Origin of the sequence: Desulfococcus sp. (assembly GCF_041737845.1) — a bacterium.
GTDB lineage: Bacteria > Desulfobacterota > Desulfobacteria > Desulfobacterales > Desulfococcaceae > Desulfococcus.
On the sequence record NZ_JBGSQX010000147.1, the window covers coordinates 36,697 to 57,570 of the forward strand.

12 protein-coding genes are annotated in these 20,874 nt (G+C 59.9%); 1 reads left to right on the forward strand and 11 read right to left on the reverse strand.

Features of this window, described 5'->3' with window-relative positions:
* Window positions 1-197: 197 nt before the first annotated feature.
* The 5 genes from ACEW8N_RS18055 to ACEW8N_RS18075 form a co-directional block, all read right to left on the reverse strand.
* The gene (locus ACEW8N_RS18055; RefSeq protein ID WP_373501251.1) at window positions 198-1,244 is read right to left on the reverse strand and encodes a PstS family phosphate ABC transporter substrate-binding protein; all 1,047 of its coding nucleotides are present in this window, start codon (window positions 1,242-1,244) and stop codon (window positions 198-200) included.
* Window positions 1,245-1,289: 45 nt separating this feature from the next.
* Window positions 1,290-2,582 carry a phosphate ABC transporter permease PstA gene (pstA, locus tag ACEW8N_RS18060; protein WP_373501252.1) on the reverse strand — a complete coding sequence of 431 codons (1,293 nt, stop codon included), beginning with the start codon at window positions 2,580-2,582 and terminating at the stop codon, window positions 1,290-1,292.
* On the reverse strand, window positions 2,582-3,967 hold the full coding sequence (pstC, locus tag ACEW8N_RS18065; protein WP_373501253.1) for a phosphate ABC transporter permease subunit PstC: 1,386 nt from the start codon (window positions 3,965-3,967) through the stop codon (window positions 2,582-2,584). The genes pstA and pstC overlap by 1 nt, the downstream gene beginning before the upstream one ends.
* A 306-nt stretch (window positions 3,968-4,273) precedes the next feature.
* Window positions 4,274-6,130, reverse strand: coding sequence for a lysophospholipid acyltransferase family protein (locus tag ACEW8N_RS18070; RefSeq protein ID WP_373501254.1), 1,857 nt, complete (start codon window positions 6,128-6,130; stop codon window positions 4,274-4,276).
* Between the two features lie 88 nt (window positions 6,131-6,218).
* A complete protein-coding gene (locus ACEW8N_RS18075) occupies window positions 6,219-9,854 on the reverse strand; it encodes a PhoX family phosphatase (protein WP_373501255.1) in 3,636 nt (1,211 codons plus the stop codon).
* Window positions 9,855-10,127: 273 nt separating this feature from the next.
* On the opposite strand from ACEW8N_RS18075, the gene ACEW8N_RS18080 reads away from it, so the two are divergent.
* A complete protein-coding gene (locus ACEW8N_RS18080; protein WP_373501256.1) occupies window positions 10,128-13,196 on the forward strand; it encodes a TolB family protein in 3,069 nt (1,022 codons plus the stop codon).
* 54 nt (window positions 13,197-13,250) lie between these two features.
* On the opposite strand, the gene phnW is transcribed toward ACEW8N_RS18080, so the two are convergent.
* The 6 genes from phnW to ACEW8N_RS18110 all read right to left on the reverse strand — a co-directional run bounded on the left by phnW (window position 13,251) and on the right by ACEW8N_RS18110 (window position 20,718).
* Window positions 13,251-14,372, reverse strand: a complete 1,122-nt coding sequence (gene phnW, locus ACEW8N_RS18085; protein WP_373501257.1) for a 2-aminoethylphosphonate--pyruvate transaminase — start codon at window positions 14,370-14,372, stop codon at window positions 13,251-13,253.
* Window positions 14,369-15,781, reverse strand: coding sequence for an aspartate aminotransferase family protein (locus ACEW8N_RS18090; RefSeq protein WP_373501258.1), 1,413 nt, complete (start codon window positions 15,779-15,781; stop codon window positions 14,369-14,371). The genes phnW and ACEW8N_RS18090 overlap by 4 nt, the downstream gene beginning before the upstream one ends.
* A 22-nt stretch (window positions 15,782-15,803) precedes the next feature.
* Window positions 15,804-16,640, reverse strand: a complete 837-nt coding sequence (phnX, locus tag ACEW8N_RS18095) for a phosphonoacetaldehyde hydrolase (RefSeq protein WP_373501259.1) — start codon at window positions 16,638-16,640, stop codon at window positions 15,804-15,806.
* A gap of 101 nt (window positions 16,641-16,741) precedes the next feature.
* Window positions 16,742-18,499 (reverse strand): putative 2-aminoethylphosphonate ABC transporter permease subunit, encoded by a 1,758-nt coding sequence (locus ACEW8N_RS18100; RefSeq protein ID WP_373501260.1) that lies wholly within the window; start codon window positions 18,497-18,499, stop codon window positions 16,742-16,744.
* Complete coding sequence (locus tag ACEW8N_RS18105) at window positions 18,496-19,614, reverse strand: putative 2-aminoethylphosphonate ABC transporter ATP-binding protein (RefSeq protein ID WP_373501261.1); 1,119 nt, start codon at window positions 19,612-19,614, stop codon at window positions 18,496-18,498. Before ACEW8N_RS18105 ends, ACEW8N_RS18100 begins: the two co-directional genes overlap by 4 nt.
* 69 nt (window positions 19,615-19,683) lie before the next feature.
* The gene (locus ACEW8N_RS18110) at window positions 19,684-20,718 is read right to left on the reverse strand and encodes a putative 2-aminoethylphosphonate ABC transporter substrate-binding protein (RefSeq protein WP_373501262.1); all 1,035 of its coding nucleotides are present in this window, start codon (window positions 20,716-20,718) and stop codon (window positions 19,684-19,686) included.
* Between the last annotated feature and the right edge of the window lie 156 nt (window positions 20,719-20,874).

The following is a 20,874-nucleotide window of genomic DNA, read 5'->3' on the forward strand; positions in this document are numbered from 1 at the left end:
CCGTCTTCAGCCCCTTGAGCATTTCAAGCTCTTTATCCTTGTCTCGCGCTACATGCTGGCGAACCTTAACCTTATTCTCATTCATTGCTTGTGCACTTCCATTTTGACGGTTTGTCACCAGGCCGGATGCGCGGGTTCCGCATGGCGCCGGGACCGGTCGATTCGACCGGCCCGTGCTGGTGATCCTTCGATGGTTGCTACTTCATGGGCTTCATGTTCTTGACGTCATCGGCGAATTGCTTCCGCTCCTTATCCGGCATGGGAATCATCCCTTTGTCGCTCAGATAGCCGTCGGGGCCCCAGGCTTTCTCGCTGGTGAACTCGGCGAGGTATTCTTTCATGCCGGGGATCACGCCGATGTGGGCTTTTTTGGCATAGAAGAAGAGGGGACGGGAGACCGGATATTTCCCGTCGGCGATCGCTTCGAAGGTGGGCTGAACGCCCTCCACGAGCGACCCCTGGACCTTGTCGGCGTTCTGATCCAGGAAGCTGAACCCGAAGATCCCGAGCGCATTGGGGTTGGCATCCAGCTTCTGGACGATCAGGTTGTCGTTTTCACCGGCCTCGATATAGTACCCGTCCTCGCGGATGGTGTGGCATATCGCCTGAAACCGTTTCTCATCCTGCTTCTTGATCGCCTTGATCCAGTCGAACGCCGATCCGCCGGCTTCCATGGCCAGCTCGACAAAGGCGTCCCTGGTGCCGGAGGTCGGCGGCGGGCCCATCACTTCGATCTTGTGGTCCGGCAGGCTGGGGTTGACCGCCTTCCAGGTCTTGTAGGGGTTTGGTACGAGTTTCTCGCCGCCCTTGGGGTCGGGAACTTCCTTGGCCAGGGCCAAAAAGACATCCTTCAGGGTCAGGCGCATGGGGGGTGCTTTTTTGGAACTGGCGAGAACGATGCCGTCGTAGCCGATCTTGACCTCAATGATTTCGGTGACGCCGTTGGCCTTGCAGGTATCGATCTCCGAGGATTTGATGGCCCGGGAAGCGTTTGAGAAGTCCGGATGCTCCACCCCCACGCCGGCGCAGAAAAGCTTGAACCCGCCGCCGGTGCCGGTCGATTCGATTTTCGGGGTTTTGAAGGATGTCGTCTTGCCCAGCTGCTCGGCGACGACCGTCGCAAACGGGTAGACCGTCGAGGAGCCGACGATGCTGATGTAGTCCCGTGATTGCTGGGCTCCGACGGTTCCGGCAGAAGCCAGAAGGGTAAATGCAGCGGTCAGTAGTACGTGTTTTCGGATCATTCTTGATGCCTTTCTTTTTGTAAGGTTTTTTTAATGGATGGCAGATTACCATCGGCGCTCAAACTTGGTTCTAAGGTATACGGCAACGGCGTTCATGGTGATGAGAAACACCAGAAGGACCATGATGGCCGCCGAGGTTTTCTCCACAAACGCGCGCTCCGGGCTGTCCGCCCACAGATAAATCTGCACGGGAAGGACGGTTGCCGGGTCGGTGAAACCGCCCGGGACATCCACGATAAACGCGACCATGCCGATCATCAGCAGGGGCGCCGTCTCTCCCAGTGCCTGGGCCATGCCGATGATGGTGCCCGTGAGCATGCCGGGCATCGCCAGGGGCAGCACATGGTGGCTGACCATCTGCATCTTGGAGGCGCCGATGCCCAAAGCTGCTTCGCGGATCGAGGGCGGCACGGACTTCAGGGCCGCCCGGCCGGCGATGATGATGGTCGGAAGGGTCATGAGGGTCAGCACCAGGGCGCCGACGAGCGGCGCGGACCTGGGCATTCCGAAGAAGTTGAGAAATACCGCAAGGCCCAGGAGCCCGAAAACAATGGATGGCACGGCCGCCAGATTGTTGATGTTGACCTCGATCAGGTCGGTCCAGCGGTTTTTCGGCGCGAATTCCTCCAGGTACACGGCGGAGGCCACCCCGATGGGGAAGGAGAGCGCAAGGGTGATGATGAGGGTATAAAAAGATCCCAAGGTCGCGCCCAGGATGCCTGCCAGCTCAGGCTCCCTGGAATCGCCGGCCGTAAAAAAGGTTCGGTTGAACTTTTTTTCAATTTTCTCCCGGGCTTCGAGGTGCTCAATCCAGGCGATCTGTTTATCCGACATACGGCGCTCTGATTCGGTTACCTTCCGGTCGATATGGCCCTTCATCATCATGTCCACATCGTCGTTGGCCGGCAGCCAGACGGGCAGCGTCTGTCCGATGAGCGCCGGGGTGTTCATCACCATGGTTCTCAGGTTGAATCCGGCGCCCGGGCTGATGAGATAATAAAGCTGGCGGGTGTCGCCGCGTCCGGTTACCTCCGGAAATTCCTGCTTGAGGGCGTTCCGGATCAGCGCGTTGTAATCGGCGCCGGCCGGCGCGTTCGGGTCAAGCACCTCCGGGTTGAAGAAGATATCGAGCTGGATGAAGGTCTGCTGGAATGCGGTGTGGCCTTTCCAGAAGATATCGATGAACAGCACCGACAGAAACAGGATACTCACGATGATGGCCGAAAGACCCATGAGGCGGAACAGGCGTTCGGTCCGATAGCGTTTGGCCAGGCCCGCTTTTACGGTGGTCAGGGTCCGGCCGGACGGTTCGAGTGTTGAAGCTTCAGAAATAGCCATTATTCGTATTGCTCCCGGTATTTTCGCACAACGTAAAGGGCGATGATGTTGAGGCAGAGGGTAATGATGAACAGAACAAGACCCAATGCAAACGCGGCAAGGGTTTTCGGGCTGTCGAATTCCTGGTCGCCGACGAGCAGGGTGACGATCTGGACGGTGACCGTGGTGACCGTCTCCAGGGGATTGGCGGTCAGGTTGGCCGAAAGACCCGCGGCCATAACGACGATCATGGTTTCACCGATGGCCCGGGAAGCGGCCAGGAGGACGCCGCCGACAATTCCCGGCAGGGCCGCGGGGATAATGATTTGTCGGATCGTCTCCGACTTTGTGGCCCCCAGTCCGTAGGCCCCGTCCCGGAGGGATTGGGGGACGGCGTTGATGACGTCGTCGGAGAGGGAAGACACAAAGGGGATGATCATGATCCCCATCACGAGCCCTGCAGCCAGGGCGCTTTCCGAGGAGATGTCCAGCCCGAACAGGCCGCCGCCGTTGCGAATGAAGGGGGCCACGGTCAGGGCCGCGAAGAAGCCGTAAACCACCGTGGGAATGCCGGCCAGGATCTCCATGAGGGGTTTTGCCGCCGCGCGGAATTTTCTGCCGGCGTATTCAGACAGGTAAATGGCGGAAAGCAGGCCGATGGGAACCGCCACGATCAGCGCGATCGCCGAAATCAACGCCGTGCCCATAAATACCGGTATTGCGCCGAAAGCCCCGGAGGAGCCCACCTGGTCGGCCCGGATGGCCATCTGCGGGCTCCATTCCAGGCCGAAAAGAAAATCGCTGACCGGGATGATCTTGAAGAATCGGATGGCCTCGTAGAGGACCGACAGGACGATGCCGATGGTGGTGAAGATGGCAATGGTGGAGCACAGGATGAGGATGACGGTGATGACCCGCTCCACATGGTTTCGCGCCCGCATGTCGGGTTTGATTCTCCGGCGGACGAAGAGTGCGACGACGATGGCCAGGGCCAAGGCAACGACCGTCAGGGACGCCATGCTGGTGGCTTCCAGGTCCTGGTAACGGTCCGCGGCGGCCTGCATGACGGGATTCACCTCGCTGGAGACGATATTGCCGGAGACCAGGTTCCGGATGTCGTTGACCACCAGGCTGAGGCGGTCGGGCGGGAGCGATCTGACCTGCTCCGGCAGGTCGTTCACCACCAGGCTGGTGATGATCGCGCTTTCGAATACCTGCCACAGACAGAAGACCAACAATGCGGGGATGGCGCACCAAAGGGCGGTGAGGGCGCCGTAATAGGTGGGGCGGGAGTGGAGGGCGGGAAGGCCTCCGCTCCCGGCCACGGCAAACGCGCGTCTGCGGCCGACATAATAAAATGCGGCGGACACCGAAAGCAGTATCATCATTAATATTATTGGGGTCATGGCGCTCCCGTGCGGATTCCCCTGGAAACAGTTCCGGGAAATCAACCATTAAAAAGAGGGTTGTTGTTACTTCATGAGCGGGAAACTATCGTCACGCTGGTAGCTCCGACATCCATTCAGTTCACCTTTGTTCTCGTAATCACGAAACTATACTAACGTCGTTATGTTTTGTCTGTGTTAGGAAAATGTTAAAAGATGGTTAAGGGATTGAATCCGCCCCGTGATCGATGCCGTCGAGGCAGTTGCCGATGCTGAGGGGAGAAATCCTGAGACCGTGAAATCGCAACCTCCCGGCAGGGCTTGGTTTCAGGCGACCTCCGCCTCCCCTCTGCCGTGGTGGGCGGAAAACGCATCGAGGCCGGCCTCGCCCATGAATCTCCGGAGGATCTTGGGGTCGGTTTCCATCAGGTCGACCACCACCAGGCCGTCCACCACATTGGAGAATTGTCTGTCCACATTGAAATCAATGAATTTTCCGTTCAGCTTCAGATAGTGTTTGATCAAAGTCGGCACACCCTTGCCGTCCGATTCGATCTCCGAAACCAGCATGGATATGTTTTCCACATCGCCAGGAAGGAGCGCACGCGCATCCGCAAAATGATTCAGCCGTTGATGCCGATAGGGGTTGCGGGGGGAGACCAGGCGCGGCAGGCGGGCGTCCCGGGTGTTGGTGCGCAGAAATTCCACCATCAGGTTTCGGGAGATCCTATGATAGTCCCGGCTGATGCTGACGGGACCGAAGAGCGCCCGGTACCGGCAGTTTCTGGCGACAAATTCCCCGATGCCGCGCCACAGCAGCGCCAGGCATCCATGTTTGAGCCGGTACTTCGGCTGAATAAAGGAGCGGCCCAGTTCAATGGCGTTGCCCATGGTGCTCAGAAACCGCTCCTGAATATGGAAGAGGGAATGGGTATACAGGCCCGGGAGGCCGTAGCGGGCCAGAATCTCATCCGCAGGGCCTAAGCGGTAGGCGCCGGCAATCTCCCCAGCCTCCCGATCCCATAGAAAAAGCTGAAGGTACCAGGCGTCGAAGCGATCCATATCCAGGGGCTTGCCTGTGCCTTCACACACATCCCGGAAGCTGATCTCCCGCTGCCTTGCGATCTCCCGCATTATGTTGGGCATCTGATCTGCCCGGGCGACGTATACCGCGAACTCTTTTTGCGATGCCAGCAGATGGGAGGGGGGAAGGGCGGCCAGCTCCTTGCGCAGGGCATCCTTTGGAAGCTCTGGAACCACCGCCGCCCTGTCCTTGACGCGACAGGAGACCCTGGGCCATGGCAGCGTGATCCGGCGATTTCGCGTCAGCCGGTTTTCAAGGAAGCAGGTATGGAATCGAAGATACCGGGTCGTCATCTCGTCGCTGGGAAAACCGGAGAGTTTCTGCCAGATGATGGGCCTGCCGATCATTATGGGAAGGGTGGACGCGCATTTGCGTATCAGCTCCCTGGGGAGCATGACGGTCCGCAGCCTCGGGTTTGCTATCCCCAGGAGATTGAAGAGCGCGCTGTTGCGGCCGGGGATGAAGATCGGCAGCACCCTGGGCCGGGTCATGCGCACCAGTGCCCCGATATGGGACGGCCAGGGCCGATCCTCCACCCGCCCCCGGCGCAGGTGAAAATGGGAGACCTCCCCCGCGGGAAAGGTGATGAGCGCGCCCCCGCCGCGGACCCATCTGGCCGCCTCCCGATATGCGGATGCGTTGGCGCGGACCGATGACCCTCGGTTGAAAACGTCCACGGGGATGATGCGGTCGCTGATCGGGGAGATCCGCTGGAGGAGATGGTTCCCCAGGATTTTGACGTCGTGCCGGACACCTGTCAGGATCTTTCCGAGAATGACGCCCTCAATACCGCCGAAGGGGTGGTTGGCCACCACGATCAGGGGTCCGCTTCCGGGGATTTTTTCCAGATCGGCATCCGATACCCGGTAGGATATTCCGAGCAGCTCAAGGGCACGGCAAAAAAAATCATCGCAGCCGGCGTCCGCAAGCGCGGCATAAACCGTGTTGATTTTATCGAGGGAGAGCAGTTTTTCAACGGGCTGTTCGATCAGGCGGACCAGGCTGTTCCGGAAAGGTACCCGACCGCCCAGGGGAAGCTGGATGAGCTTCGGGGCGCCGGCCGGATCCGCCTGGGGGTTCAGGGGTTGTTTTCGTGTCATGGTCATGCCTCCTCCTCACATCGGGCGGTCCGGGTTGCCGGTCCGGATGATTTCGTCCGGCAACCCGGTTTTGATGCCTATGGCCGTGTCATCTGTCCATTGCGGGCATGGGTCCGATGAAACCGACGTAGGCGGCGGCTTCCGAGGCGTCCGTCAACTTGTCGGCATCGGATTCGCCGAAGGGGTGCTGAATGACGCCCATGATGTAGGCCCAGCCGTTGATGTTGGGATAGTAGTAGGGCGAGGTGGTTTCGGAGCCGTAGGGCGTGGTCTCGATCCGGGTCAGATCCCCTCTCTTGATGTTGTAGGCCCATACGGCGTCGTTCTGATGGCCCGAGCCCGTGTCCTCGCCGATGATGAGGGTCTCCTTGCCGGTGATGAAGGTCAGGTTGTCGGGGTTGGCGATACGGTCGACATCACAGGTGTTGTTGGCGAAGGGGCTGTCATCCGGGTAGGTCGTCATTTTGCCGGACACGACGCCATACATGTTCCTGGCCACGTAGTCGCTGCCGATGCCGCTGTCTGCACCCACATCCAGACCGTAGACGCAGCCGCAATCGTTGTAGGGCAGCCGGATATCCTTGGCGCCGCCCTTGTCATAGCTGTCTTTCGGCTTCCCGTTCTTTTTGAAGTCCTCCATGCCCTGGTTCAATTCGCTCATGGCCACGTAGAGCACATTGTTGTCCCTGTCGAAGGTGATGCCCTCCTCCTTTCGGAACTCGGTGGTGGCCCCCATCAGGGCCGCATACCGCCGGGTTTCAAGCCTGGAAGCCAAAATGTCCATCCCCTCTTTGACCCGGAGGCACTCGAGGCCGTCCGTGGTGTTGACGCTGGTGAACCCGACCGGGCAGGAGCCGTCCTCATTGGCATCGGCGGTTTCAAACAGATCGCTGAAGACCGTTTTGGCGTCGATGGCAGCCTTGATGTCATTCTGAGCCGCATGCCCCAGGCTGATCCATTCCAGGTCGGCCCTGCCGCCGTTCAGGTCGTTTTTCTGACGCCATTTGGCCGCATACAGGGTGCCGGCGCTCAGGTCTTTCGGGGTGTCGGCGATGAACATGAACAGGCCCACATTGGTGCCGTCATCCGAGATATAGACGGTTTTGTCGTCGGGCATGACATAAGCGAGCTCCACTGCGACCCGCCCCATGGCGTAATGCTTTTTCACGCTGGGAACGCCCTCGGGGCTGACGGTCACTTCCACGGGATAGCCGTAAAGGTACGGGTTGAAATTGTTCCGGATGTCATCCAGGGTGACCGTATCGGCAAAGGGGTCGACGATGCCGAAATAGCGAAGCATCGCCTTGAAGTAGTCGTCGATGTCATCGGGGGTTTCCGCTTCTTCGACGGACCGGGCGTTGGGCTGATATTCCTCGCTGCCCAGGTGGGTGTTCCAGGGAGTGACGCTGCCGGCGCAGGGCACCCAGAGCCCGCCCCAGGCGGAAAAATCAATGTTCTGCGTGCGGACCGGCTTCAGGGTGCCGGTGGCGGGGTCCTGTGCCAGTTCCGTGAGGTACATGGCGCCGGGCCGGGACTCAAAATGGGTAACGTTGAAGAGGCGGCCGCCTGCAGGGAGAAGGGAGGAGAAGTCGTTGTCGGAGGAGACGAAAATGGACCCGTCGCTCCCCTTCACCGCATGACCGTCCTTGTCATAGATCAGCCCGAACATCTGTCCGCCGATCGTATCGCCGCTTCGCATCAGGGTGTTGAAACCGATGTCGGACCGTTTGCCGTCGATGACGACATGGGCCGAGGCGTTGACCTGCCGCTTCTCGGCATCGGTGACCGGAACGGGAATGTTTTCAAACTGAAGGGGCGGTACAACCGCCGCAGCCGGCGCCACGGCTTCATCCATGGCCGGAATGGGTCCGATAAAACCAACGTATGCGGCGGCTTCCGAGGCGTCTGTCAGCTTGTCGGTGTCGGATTCGCCGTAGGGATGCTGAATCACGCTCATGAGGTAGGCCCAGCCGTTGATGTTGGGATAGTAATAGGGCGAAGTGGTTTCGGAGCCGTAGGGCGTGGTCTCGATCCGGGTCAGTTCGCCTTTCTTGATGTCGTAGGCCCAGACGGCGTCGTTCTGATGGCCCGAGCCGGTGTCTTCGCCGATGATCAGAATGTCTTTTCCAGTGATGAAGGTCAGGTTGTCGGGATTGGCGATGCCGTCCACATCACAGGTGTTGTTGGCGTAGGGGCTGTTCTTGTCGTAGGTCTTCATGGTGCCGGAGACAACACCCTTCATGTTCTTGACCACATAGTCGCTGCCGACGGCGGCATCGGGCCCCACGTCCAGCCCATAGACGCATCCGCAGGCATTGTAGGGCAGGCGGATGTCGTTGGGGCCGCCCCTGTCGTAACCGTCGTTGACCTTGCCGTTTTTCTTGAAGTCTTCCATTCCCTGGCTGACCTCGCTCATGGCGACATACAGTTTCTTGTTGACCGTATCGAAGGTGATGCCCTCCTCCTTGCGGAATTCGGTGGAGGCGCCCTTCATGGCCGCATACCGTCGCGTCTCAAGCCTCGATGCGATGATTTCCATGCCGGGTTTTACCTTGAGGCATTCCTGGCCGGCTTCGGTGTTGATGCTGGTGAACCCTGAAGGACAGGCGCCGTCCGTCCCGGGGGACGCAGTCTCGAAGATGTCGCTGAAACGGATGCCGCCGTCGATCATGCCCTTGATCCCGGCCTGGACGGCATGCCCCAGGCTGATCCACTCGATGTCGGCCGAACCGCCGTTCTCTTCGGTCACCTGAATCCAGCGGGCCGCGTAAAGGGTGCCGGCGGTCAGGTCTCCCGGGGCGTCCGCGATGAACATGAAAAAGCCCACGTTGGTGCCGTCATCGGAAAGGTAGACCGTTTTGCGGTCGGGCATGACATACGCCAGCTCGAGGGCGATGCGGCCCATGGCATAGCGCTTGCTGACGGTGTCGCCGCCTTCTTCGTCCAGGGCAACCTCCACCGGGTACCCATATCGGTAGGGATGAAAGGCTTTCTGGATCTGCTCGATGGTGACGTCCGCTGAAAACGGGTCCGTGATACCGAAGTAGCGGAGCATGGGCTTGTAGTAGTCGTCGATGTCGTCCGGCGTTTCGGCCGCTTCGACGGCCCTGGCATCGGGCGGGTATTCCTCGCTGCCCAGGTGGCTGTTCCAGGGGGTAACGCTGCCGGCGCAGGGCACCCAGAGCCCGCCCCAGGCGGAGAAATCAAGGCTCCGCGTGCTGACGGCAGTGAGTTGGCCGGTGGCGGCGTCCTGACGCAGTTCGCTCAGGTACATGGCCCCGGGCCTGGACTCGAAATGGGTGATGTTGAAGAGTCTGTCGCCTTTTGGAATCAGGGAGGAGAAGTCATTGTCGGAGGAGATGAACTGGGATCCATCGACCTCGATCACCGGATTGCCGTTCTGGTCGTGCACCAGACCGAAGGTCTCCGCGCCGAAGACCTGGCCGCTTCGCATCAGGGTATGAAACCCGATGTCATGGGATTTGCCGTCGATGGTGACGGCGGCCGATGCCTGAACGGATCGTTTGGCCGCATCCGTCGTCGGAACATCCACACCCGCGAACCGGACCCCTTGCGTATCCTCCTCAGGCGGCGGTGTTTTGGAAATATCGTCGTTGTCGCTGCTGCTGCATCCAAAAGTGAGCATGGCGCACAGGCAGAACAGAATCGTCCATTTCAGGAATGTCTTCCGTCTGCAATGCCCCGGGTCTTGTCTCAATGTCATGTAATCCTCCTTTAGAAAATCGGCTGATGGTCAGGTGTAAAAAAGATTTATTGCGGTCTGGGGATGGCTATCACTGAAATATTGGGAAAGAATTAAGAGGACATTAGAATATTGTTAGAATTTCGTTGCGAATGTATGGATATGGGATTTGAAAACTAATGAAGAATTAATGCGGCCCTAATCAAGCCTTAACAGGCGATTGATTAAAACAGACGATTGATTAAAAAGGATCTAAAAAAAAATTATTAAACATGTCATAAAGGAGAATAATTCATGGGGCCGATGACGAAGGTTGCTATGGTTTTTTTCGTGATTGCCTGTCTTTGCCTGACAGGGTGCGGCGACGGATCCGATTCCGCCGGCCCTGCCGGCGGAGTTGATACATCTGAATCGCCCGCGGCGGTTGACAAGACTCTGAAAACGACCGTCCTCCAGAACCAGGCCCCGTATCTGCCGCCGCAATGCTACACCCGGACGGTGAAAACAAACGGGGATGTTCAGAATCCCTGTTACACCTGCCACACCCGGGGATTCAGGCCGGATTTCATCAATGACGGCGATCTCCAGACTGAATTCGCCTTTCCGGATTACGCGATGCAGAATCACTGGACCAATCTGTTCCAGGACAGAAGCGGGGCGATGTCGGAGATCACCGATGACGAGATTCTGGCCTATATCCGGACCTCCAATTATCAGGACGGCGACGGACGGATCCTTCCGGCGGCCGATATCGATGACCTCCCTCCGGAATGGGATGATGACGGGGACGGCATGTGGTCGGGCTACAAACCGGATTGCCATTTCCATTTTGATGATCTGGGCTTCGACCGCGATCCCTCGGGAAATTATACCGGCTGGCGGGCCTTCGCCTATTATCCCTTTCCGGCCACCCACTGGCCGGCGGGCGGCGACTACGGGGATGTCCTGATCCGCCTGGATAAAGTATTCCAGACCCTGGGCGGCCGTTTTGACATGGAAACCTACCGGCTCAATCTGGCCATCCTCGAGGCCATCATCAAGAAAAGGGACGTCGCCATTCCTCCGACGGATGAAACCCGCTACGAAACAGACCTGAACAAGAACGGGCGTCTGGATACCGCGGACCGTATTGCCTTTGACTGGGCGCCCAACGAGAACCGGATGATGTCTTATGTGGGCGACGCCCGGATACGGCAGCAGAGCGGCGAGATCCATCTGGCGGGCGGCCTTTATCCCGAAGGCACGGAATTTTTGAATACCCTGCGCTATGTGGGGGTTTCGGATCAGGGTGATATTGAAATGGCCCCCCGAATGAAGGAGATCCGGTATGCCCGCAAGTTCAAGTGGCTGACCTATGCGGAAATGGAAACCCTGGCCTTGAATGAGGTCAAGGAGCGGGCTGATTTTCCCGATCGCATGAAGCTGCCCATCGGGAACCTGGAGGACGGGGTCAGCAACGGCGTCGGCTGGGTTTTGCAGGGGTTCATCGAGGATCAAAACGGCCGGCTCAGGCCCCAGACATTTGAGGAAACCGCCTCGTGCATCGGCTGCCACGGCGGTATTGGCGCCACCACGGACAGCACCTTTGCATTCGCCAGGAAACTGGAGCCCCCGGCCTTCCAGGACGGCTGGTATCACTGGTCCGTCAAGGGGGTAAAAGGCCTGAACGAACCCAAGGCCGAATTCCGGAGCGCCGGGGTCCAGTACGAATATTCCTTTTATCTGATGTATGCCGGGGCAGGGGACGAATTCAGGAGCAACGAGGAGATCCAGGCCGCCTTTTTCGATGAAAGCGGCATGCTGAAACAGGAGATGGCGGAAAAACTCCATGAGGACATCTCCCTGCTGCTCTACCCCTCCCGGGAACGCGCCCTGGCCCTCAACAAGGTTTACAAGCGGATCGTGGCGGAGCAGAGTTACACTTCGGGGCGGACCCCGTTCCTCTCCAAGGCCTTGAATGTCTTTGAAAGTCTAACCCCCGAGGACCTCGAAACCAAGGTCGAGTCTCCCCTCGTTCTGACGGACCGGGCACGCGATAAGGCCTGCAACCCCTGCGTGATCCTGGCCGCCGAGCCTGCTTCGGATGCGTTCCAGGCCGTCGTCGACGGGAGCGGCATGGCCGGACCCGACGGCCTTCGCTATCAGATCGACCCCGATGGCTTCATCGATGAGAGCTCCTACGCGGTCGCGGCCAAAGGGGTCTATTTCCCCTTTCCGCCCCGGCACACCCTGCCCACCCGGATGATTGTGCCGCTAGGATCGATTCCGGTCTGCTATGAGTGCCATCGCCTTGACCGTCCCGTTCCGCCGCAGCATCCGGAGGGCAATATGCCGGAAGCGCTTCCGGAGGCGTCTTCCGACGAACCCGGGTTGACCCTGGTGCGGTTGACCGAAGACAGCGGCACGGATGTCAACGGCACGTGGAGTCCGGACGGGTCGCGGATTGCCTGGGAGACGGATCGCGACGGCGCATTTCAGATCTGGGTGATGAACAGTGACGGTTCGGACCCCCGCCCCCTTACCCGGGGACCGGCCATCCACGGATGGCCCCAGTGGCGGCCGGACGGGGGAGGGCTGGTCTACTGGGGGTATGATGAAGCCTCCGGAACCCACACCATCTCTACCGCTGCGGCGGACGGCAGCGACGTGAGGGTCATCGTGGAATCCGCCGAAGCCCTGGACAGGCCGGTCTGGCACCCCCGGGGAACGCACATCGCATGGGCCGCCCAGACCGACGGCAACTGGGACATCTGGGTTGCGGACAGCGACGGCGCCGGGGTCCGACGCCTGACCTATGACGCCCAGATGGAAAGCAATCCGCTCTGGCGGCCGGACGGATCTTACATCTCCTATAAGGTGGCGCCCAACAAGGCCTACAATTTGACGGTCGAGAACTTCATGGATGTGGAGAACGGCTTTGAATCGCCGGCGGTGCGGCAGTGGGACGGAATCAAATCGATTCAGATGAACGATTGGAGCCCGGACGGCGGGAAAATCACCTACACGGCCGAGATCGTCACCAATGCCTCCGGTGAAGATCGGGTCTCTTATCTGGCCGTGGTAGAAGACGTTTCATTCACCGGCGCGAAGACATCGGGAACCCCGGTAATTCTGTCCGGCCACAACACCCTGGGGGACAGGGGGCCGGTCTTTTCGCCGGACGGCAGCCAGATCGCCTTCTGGTCGTGGGACAAGTCCTACCGGGCCACGCTTTGGATCGCGGCCTCCGACGGCTCCCGGCTTAGACAGGTGACCCGGCAAGGGCCGGACATGACGCCGAAATGGCATCCCGACGGCGGCAGGCTGCTGTTTGAATCCGGGAGAAGCGGCAGCATGGATATCTGGACGCTGGCGGTGGAATAAAACCGAATTATTTCAAAGGGCCGGGTGGACCCCCCACCCGGCCGCACGAAGCAGTCAGTCTTCCAGCCAGTACCGCGAATTCTTCACCGCCGTGAGCAGTCTGCGGATATCCGCTTCATGAACGTCGCCGATATTGCCGATGCGGAAGGTCTCCTGATCCGTCACTTTGCCGGGATAGATCACGAACCCCCGCGCCTTGAGGCGGACATAGAATTTTTTGAATTCATAGTCCGGATGGGACGGGCTGCGGAAGGCGGTGATGACGGGGGACTGCCATTGCGGCGGCAGCAGTGTTTCAAACCCCAGCTCCGCCATACCCTGAACCAGAATCCGGTGGCTGTTTCGAAAGCGTTCCCATCGTCGCGGGACGCCCCCTTCCTCCTCAAGCTCCGCAAGGGCCTGGGCAAAGGCTCTTACCACATGGGTGGGAGAGGTGAAGCGCCATTTCCCCTGATGGGTTTCCATGGTTTCCCACTGGTCATAGAGATCCAGGCTCAGGGACCGGGCCCGGCCCCGGGTGTTTTCCAGGGCTTTCCGTCCGGCGATGACAAATCCCATCCCGGGAACCCCCTGAATGCATTTGTTGGCGCTGCTGATAAGGAAATCCGCGCCGACCGCCTGGATATCGATGGGGATGCCGCCGAAGCTGCTCATGGCGTCCACGATGCAGACCTTCCCGTGGTCGCGTGCAATGCATCCGACGGCCTCGATGGGATTGAGCATTCCCGTCGTCGTTTCACAATGGACCACGGCCACGTGCGTGATGCCGCTGTCGGCGGCGAGGGCGCTTTCAAGCCGTGTCAGATCCGTCGGGGCGGTCTCCCCGCTGTCGTGGACGACCATGGGAATGCCTGCCCGCCGGGCGATCTCCCCGATCCGCCGGCCATAGGCGCCGTTGGCCAGAACCAGCAGCCTGCCGGTGGACGGGACGGCGGTGATGATGGTGGATTCCACGCTGAAGGTACCGCTGCCCTGCATCAGGACGGCGGTGTGGCTGTCCCGGCCGTTGGCCAGGGCCGTCAACTGTTTCCGGATGCTCTGGACAATCTGGTGGTAGTCGTCGTCCCAGGTGCACCAGTCTCTCAGCATCACGCTTTTAACGCTCTTGGTGGTGCTGAGGGGACCGGGGGTGAGGAGCAGATAGGGGTTGTTTGGCAGGAGAGTGGTGTTCATCATGACTTTCTCTGGTTAAGTGTTATTGGGTGGACAGGGGGTGGCACCGATGCGCCGCCAGCGGCTGATACGGCCGCTTCCAGAATATCCAGGGCGCGGAAGAGTTCCTCCTCGGGAAGGGTGAGGGCCGGGGTGAGGGTCAGGAAGTTGCCGCCGGAGATCTTGAAACTGAGCCCGTTTTCCAGGCATTCGTACATGATCTGCTCGGCCTCCCGGAAGGCCGGCCTGCCGTTTGCGCCCAATTCAAGCCCGAACAGCAGACCCCGCCCGCGGATATCCTCCACGAGGGGATGACCACCCAGGCGGGCCTTCAGCCTGCCTACGGCCGTCCTGCCCAGGACGTCCGATCGTTCCACGAGATGATGTTCCTCGATGTAGCCAATGGCGGCCAGGCCGGCCGCGCACGCTGCGGGATTTTTTTCATGGGTGTAATGGCCCAGGGCGATCTCCCGCCCGACATTCAGGGCCTCTCGGGCGATGATGGCCGCCAGGGGAAAGACGCCGCCCCCCAGTCCTTTGCCCAGGATGACGATATCCGGGAGGACCGCTTCGTGTTCAAAGGCGAACATCCTGCCGGTCCTTCCCAGACAGACGGCGGTTTCGTCGAAGATCAGCAGTGCGCCGTGGCGGTCGCAGGCATCCCGGACGGCCTTCCAATATCCACCGGGCGGGGGATTGACCCGGGTGCAGCGGATGGGTTCGGCGATGACCGCGGCCACATCCCCTTCCTTTTCCATGACATAGTCGACGTAGCGGGCGCATTTGAGCCCGCAGCCGTCACATCTGCCGGCGGGATCCCACAGGCAGTGACGGGGGTCGGCCGGCGGCACATGCTCGGTGCCGGGTAGGAGGGGGCCGATGCCCTTTCGGAACAGGGCCTCGCCGCCCACGGAGATGGCGTCGAGGGACGCCCCGTGAAAGGCGTCCCACATGGAAATGGTTTTGAATCGGCCGGTGGCGACGCGGGCCAGTTTCAGGGCCATGCCGACGGCGCTGGTGCCGCCGGGGGCAAACAGCACGCGATTCAGGTCGCCCGGGGCGATGTCCGCCAGTTTTTCCGCCAGCCGGATCGCCGCCGGATTGGTGTAGCGGCGCGGGCAGAAAGAGAGAGTGTCGAGCTGTTTTTTGACGGCCGCAATCACCGCCGGGTTGGCATATCCGACCTGATGAAGGCTGTTGCCGTGAAAATCCAGAATCCGCCTGCCGGAAAGATCGGTCATGGCGCCGTCCCCGCATCCGCCGAGAACGTTCAGGCAGGGGGTGGAGAGGGACTGATGCAGGAATACGGCCGCATCCCTTTCGATCCAGTTCCGGGTGGTCTCATCGAGCCTCGACGTCCACTGCCTCCGATGGTCGGACAGGTTGGCGTCGCCTTCCGACAGGTCTGTCGGTTTCAAGGGGGATTCATTCATGTTTTGGTTTCGTTCTTGCCGTTTACAGGGGCCGTTCGCCTCTGGCCAGCCGCGCGTTGATGTCATCGATGATGGAAAGGCACTCCCAGATGCCCCGGGCCGTGTAGTGAGCCCCCGCTTCTCGGAGCCGTTGCGCTATGGCGTCCAGGCACAGGTCCAACTCCAAGGCGGGCAGGGCTTCGGCCTCTGCCTGCGTCAGCCCCAGCTCGTTGCCGGACTGTGTCAGGCCGATGGTCCACATGCCGGCGTTGAGCCCTTCCTGGATATCGCTCACGGTGTCGCCGATCTTCACCAGGGCCGACATGGGATAAACATTCAACTGAATGGCGTTCATGTAGCACATCCAAGGGCAGGGTCGCCCTGCCGGAACATCCGTCGAGCAGACCATGGCATCCGGCCGGTAGCCTTTTTCCTCCGCAAGGGGCATCAGAACCGCCATCATCGGCCCGGTGTAGCCGGTGCAGGATCCGATTCTCATGCCTCTTTTCCGCATTTCGCGAACCGTCTCCAGCAAACCGTCGATGGGCTCCGCATGGCGGAAGATGGCCGAAACCATCATGGGTTCGGTTTCCCCGTAAAGGGCCGCCACATCCCCTTCATTGGGCTCCCGTCGGTAAAAAGCCCGCCATCGCTCCCGGATGGACGGCAGATCCAGCATGCCGCGGATATGGTCCTTTTTCATCAGGCCCATGAACTGGCGGGCTTCGGCGACGGACGCCTCGATATGAAATTTGTCGAAGACATCGACAAAAACGGCTGCGGGACCCAAACAGCCGTAATCCACCGCGGTGCCGGCCCAATCGAGCACGGCGCCTTTCAGGCAGCCGGTGTAGGGGTTTTTAGGGGTGATATTGACCATGATATTGCGTATCCTTTTATGCTCGTGTGTGGATTGGGCGTCCGGCTTGTATCCCTCCGCCGGAAGGGCCGGCCCGTGACGGGGCGGAGGGTCGCGGCGGATTACCGGACGGTCCATGCCTGACTTCTTTTCTTGATGCCCCGGGTCATCCATCCATAGAAAAGCCTCACCAGGAGATTGGTCAGGATCACCAGGATGGACATGGCGCAGGCGGCGGCGGTGTCACCGGCGTCATCCATGTTGGCAATGGCCACCGAGGCCAGCGGGATGTCGGCCGAGTAAAGGAAGATCACCGCCGATACGGTTGCCATGGCGTTGACGAAATAATACATGCCGATTTCCAGGACCGCCGGCAGGCAGACCGGGACCGTCACCCTGACAAACGTGGTGTAAAAGGGCACCCCCAGGGATTCCGAAACCGTCTCGAATTCCTTGTCAAGCTGTTTCAGCGCCGTGGTGGCGGTCAGAAAGCTGACGGAAAAAAAATGAATGATGTTGCTGATCACCAGGATGGCCATGGTCCCGTAAAAGAGGTTGAGCGGGTTGGGGATGGTGAACCAGGGCAGGGTCCAGCCCCTGGCATTGAAAAAAAAGATGTAGGAGAGGCCGATGACCAGTCCGGGCAGGGCCAGGGGGAGAATGGACAGAAAATAGGCGGTCTGCCGCAGCATCCGCATCCGCCGGGTCTTTTCGATCAGATATGCGGCTGAAAAGGCGATGCAGGTGCCGAAAAATGCCGAATAGGCGCTCATGCGGACGCTGTTCAAAAAGGCGGCGTATCCGCCCCCGCCGGTACCGGTGAAGCGGTAGTGCCAGAATCCCGGTGAGAGGTTGTAGGGCCAGACCTTGACCAGGGAGGCGAAGAGCGCGGTGCCGTAAAAGGCGATGATCAGGAAGGCGATGAGACCGCAGAAGGCCAGAAAAATCGTATCCCTTATCTTCTGCGGCGTCGGGGTCAGGGGAACGGATCTGGCTGCGATCAGGGAAACCTGCTTCCGCTGGACGATGCGGTCCACGACAAAGGCGAGGGCCGTGGGAATCAGGAGCACCACGCTGACCACGGACCCCATGATGAAATTCTGCTGTCCAATGACCTGCTTGTAGATGTCCGTGGCCAGGATGTTGAAGGTGCCGCCCACCACCTTGGGGGCTCCGAAATCCGTGAAGGCCAGAATGAAGCAGACAAAAACGGCGCTGAGGAGCCCGTACTTGATGCCGGGCAGGGTGACCGTGAAAAAGGTCCGCACTCGGCCGGCGCCCAGGGAGTCGGCTGCTTCATACAGCCGGGCGTCGGTCATGCCGAGGGCGATGGTCAGGATGAGAACGGCCTGGGGAAAAGCGAACAGCACCTCGGAAATGATGATGCCCACAGGGCCAAACAGGTGGATGTCAATGCCGGGAAGGGTGCCGAAAAACCCCTGCGTGATGAGCCCTTTCCGTCCGAACAGATAGACCAGGGCGATGCCGTTGAGCAGCGTCGGGGCAAAGAGAGGCATCATGGCGAGCCCCTTGAACACCGATTTTCCCGGAATGCAAGTGCGGGTCAGGGCATAGGCATACCCGAACCCCAGGGTGACCGCAATGGCGGTCGTCATGAGGGAGACAAAAAGGCTGTTGCCCAGGGAGTGGGACAGAGCGGGGGTTTTGAAGTAATGGATATAATTGGCAAGCCCCACGAAATCCCCCCGGGGATTGACCATGCTGCGCAAAAAGAGCTGAAAAAGAGGCAGCAGCACCATGACCGTCATCCAGAGAATGAATAGGAGGATCAGGAGACGTCGGGTCCACGACGCTGTATCGATGCCCTCGAAAAACCCCTGCCTGGGGGCCGTTTCAGCACAGGCGGCGACACGGCTCATGAGGGAACCCGGGCATGGGCGTAAACGCGCAACCGGTCTTCGGGCAGGTGAATCGGCAGTTCCATCGCCTCCCGGAGACCGATCCGTCTGACCTTTTCCGCCGTGACATCCGCATCGATCATCTTTACAGTAACCGGGTCGATGGGCAGCGTCAGGGAAATCCTGAACAGCGGCCCCCGGTATTCGATGCTGCGAACGCGGGCCTTCAGGGTATTGTATTTTCCCGGGTCATCGGTATGCACCGCCACGTCCTCAGGCCGGATCGCCAGCGTCACCGGGTGCCCGGCCGGAAGGGACCGGGCGCCGTTCCCCCCGGAAATGCGGAGCTGGTGGCAGCCGATGCGATACCGGCCCTCTTTGACCTTGACGGCCTCCGGGATGAAATTCATGCTGCCGATAAAGGCGGCCACAAAGGGTGTCGCCGGTTTGTCGTAAATCTCATCCGGAGCGCCGTTCTGAACCAGCTCCCCCTCTGAAATGACCAGGATGCGATCGGCCATGGTCAGCGCCTCTTCCTGGTCATGGGTCACCATGAGGGTGGTGACCCCGAGGCGTTTCTGAAGCCGCCGGATTTCCGAGCGGAGCATGATGCGGACCTGGGCATCCAGGGCGGAGAGCGGTTCGTCAAGAAGCAGCAGATCCGGGGAAAGGGCCATGGCACGAGCCAGGGCGACGCGCTGCTGCTGACCGCCGGAGAGCTGGGAGGGATATCTGTCGCCGATACCGGAAAGGCCGACCAGATTCAGCAGTTCCTCGACCCGACGGGCCGCGGAGGATTTGTCTTTTCCCCGCCGTGCGAGACCATAGGCGATATTCCGGGCGGCCGAGAGGTTGGGAAAGAGGGCATAGGACTGGAATACGATCCCGACATTCCGGCGGGACACCGGCAGGTCGGACACATCCCGGCCCTGGATTCTGACCCTGCCCCCCGTCAGAGGATCGAGCCCGGCGATGATGCGGAGCAGGGTGGTCTTGCCGCATCCCGACGGGCCGAGTACCGAGATGAATTCTCCGGGACTTGCACTGAAAGAGATGTTTTTCAGAGCGGTGAATTTTCCGAACGTCTTGGTGACGTTTTCCACCTCCAGATAGGGTCCGTTTACTGGCTGTGCCATGATTCACCTGTCTATCGTTTTGGACCGGAGGGCGTCCGGTCCGTTTTGTCCATGCAGCGTCATCTGCCGCTATTGGGCGTCACTTTTGCCGTCGTAGCGCCGGGTCCATTCAGCCAGTATCCTCTCCCGGTTTTTCGCGGCCCAGTCAAAATCGTTAGCAATGAGCTGGCCTTCAGGGTTTTTGGGGAATCCTTCGGGGATGGGCACATCCGTGGCATAGGCGGTGACCGGATAGACCTGGGCATACTCTTTCATGACCGGTTCACTGATGGCCCAGTCCAGAAAGGTTCTGGCCGCCGGTTTGACGGCGTCTTTTTTGATGAGGCAGTTGGCTTCAACATCCCATCCCGAGCCCTCCCTGGGGAAGACCGTGAGGATCGGCTCCCCTTTTTTCTTCTGCATGAACCCGCGATAGGCAAAGGAGATTCCGATGGCGGTTTCACCGGCGCCGGCCAGCTTGCAGGGCTGGGATCCGGAATGGGTGTAGCGGATCATGTTCTGGTGAAGCTTGTCCAGGTAAGCCCATCCTTTTTCTTCACCCATCATCTGCAGGATGGCGGAAACGGTCAGAAAACCGGTGCCGGAAGACGCGGGATGGGGCATGATGAGCTGGCCCTGATAAGCGGGTTTGATCAGGTCTGCGAAGGATTCGGGAATGGGCAGCTTCATGGACTGGCATTCGACGGTGTTGACGCAGAATCCGGTCATCCAGGCTTTGATGCCGACCCAGTGGGGCGGGGTGTTTTTGTCTTTCATCTTCGGCCGAACCTTCTCGGCGCCTTTCGGGGCATAGGGCTCCACCATGCCGACCTGGTCACAGAGCATGAGGCTCGTTGCGGCCGTCCCCCAGACCACGTCCGCCTGTGGATTGTCCTTTTCCGCAAGCAGCTTGGCGGAGATGATCCCCGTGGAATCCCGGACGATCTTGACGTTGATATCGGGGTGGGCCTGCTTGAACAGGGCCAGATACCGGGGAATTTCATCATCCTCCAACGCCGTGTACACCAAAAGATCCTCGGCAAAGCTGGGGGTCGGCCCGGTGATCAGCGTTATCGCCAGTGTCAGCAGGAAAATGCAGCGCGTCAATAATGCGGTTCGTTTCATTCCGTTCTCCTCGTTGTGACAGGGGTTGGATATTTCAGGTGACTGACGGACGGAAAGGCGGCCGAGAGAGGCGACGGCGTCTTTCCGGGACATGGATGCGCTCTCTATAGCGCACTATTGTTGCCGCCTCGTTAGGATCGTGTGAATTTATGGTTA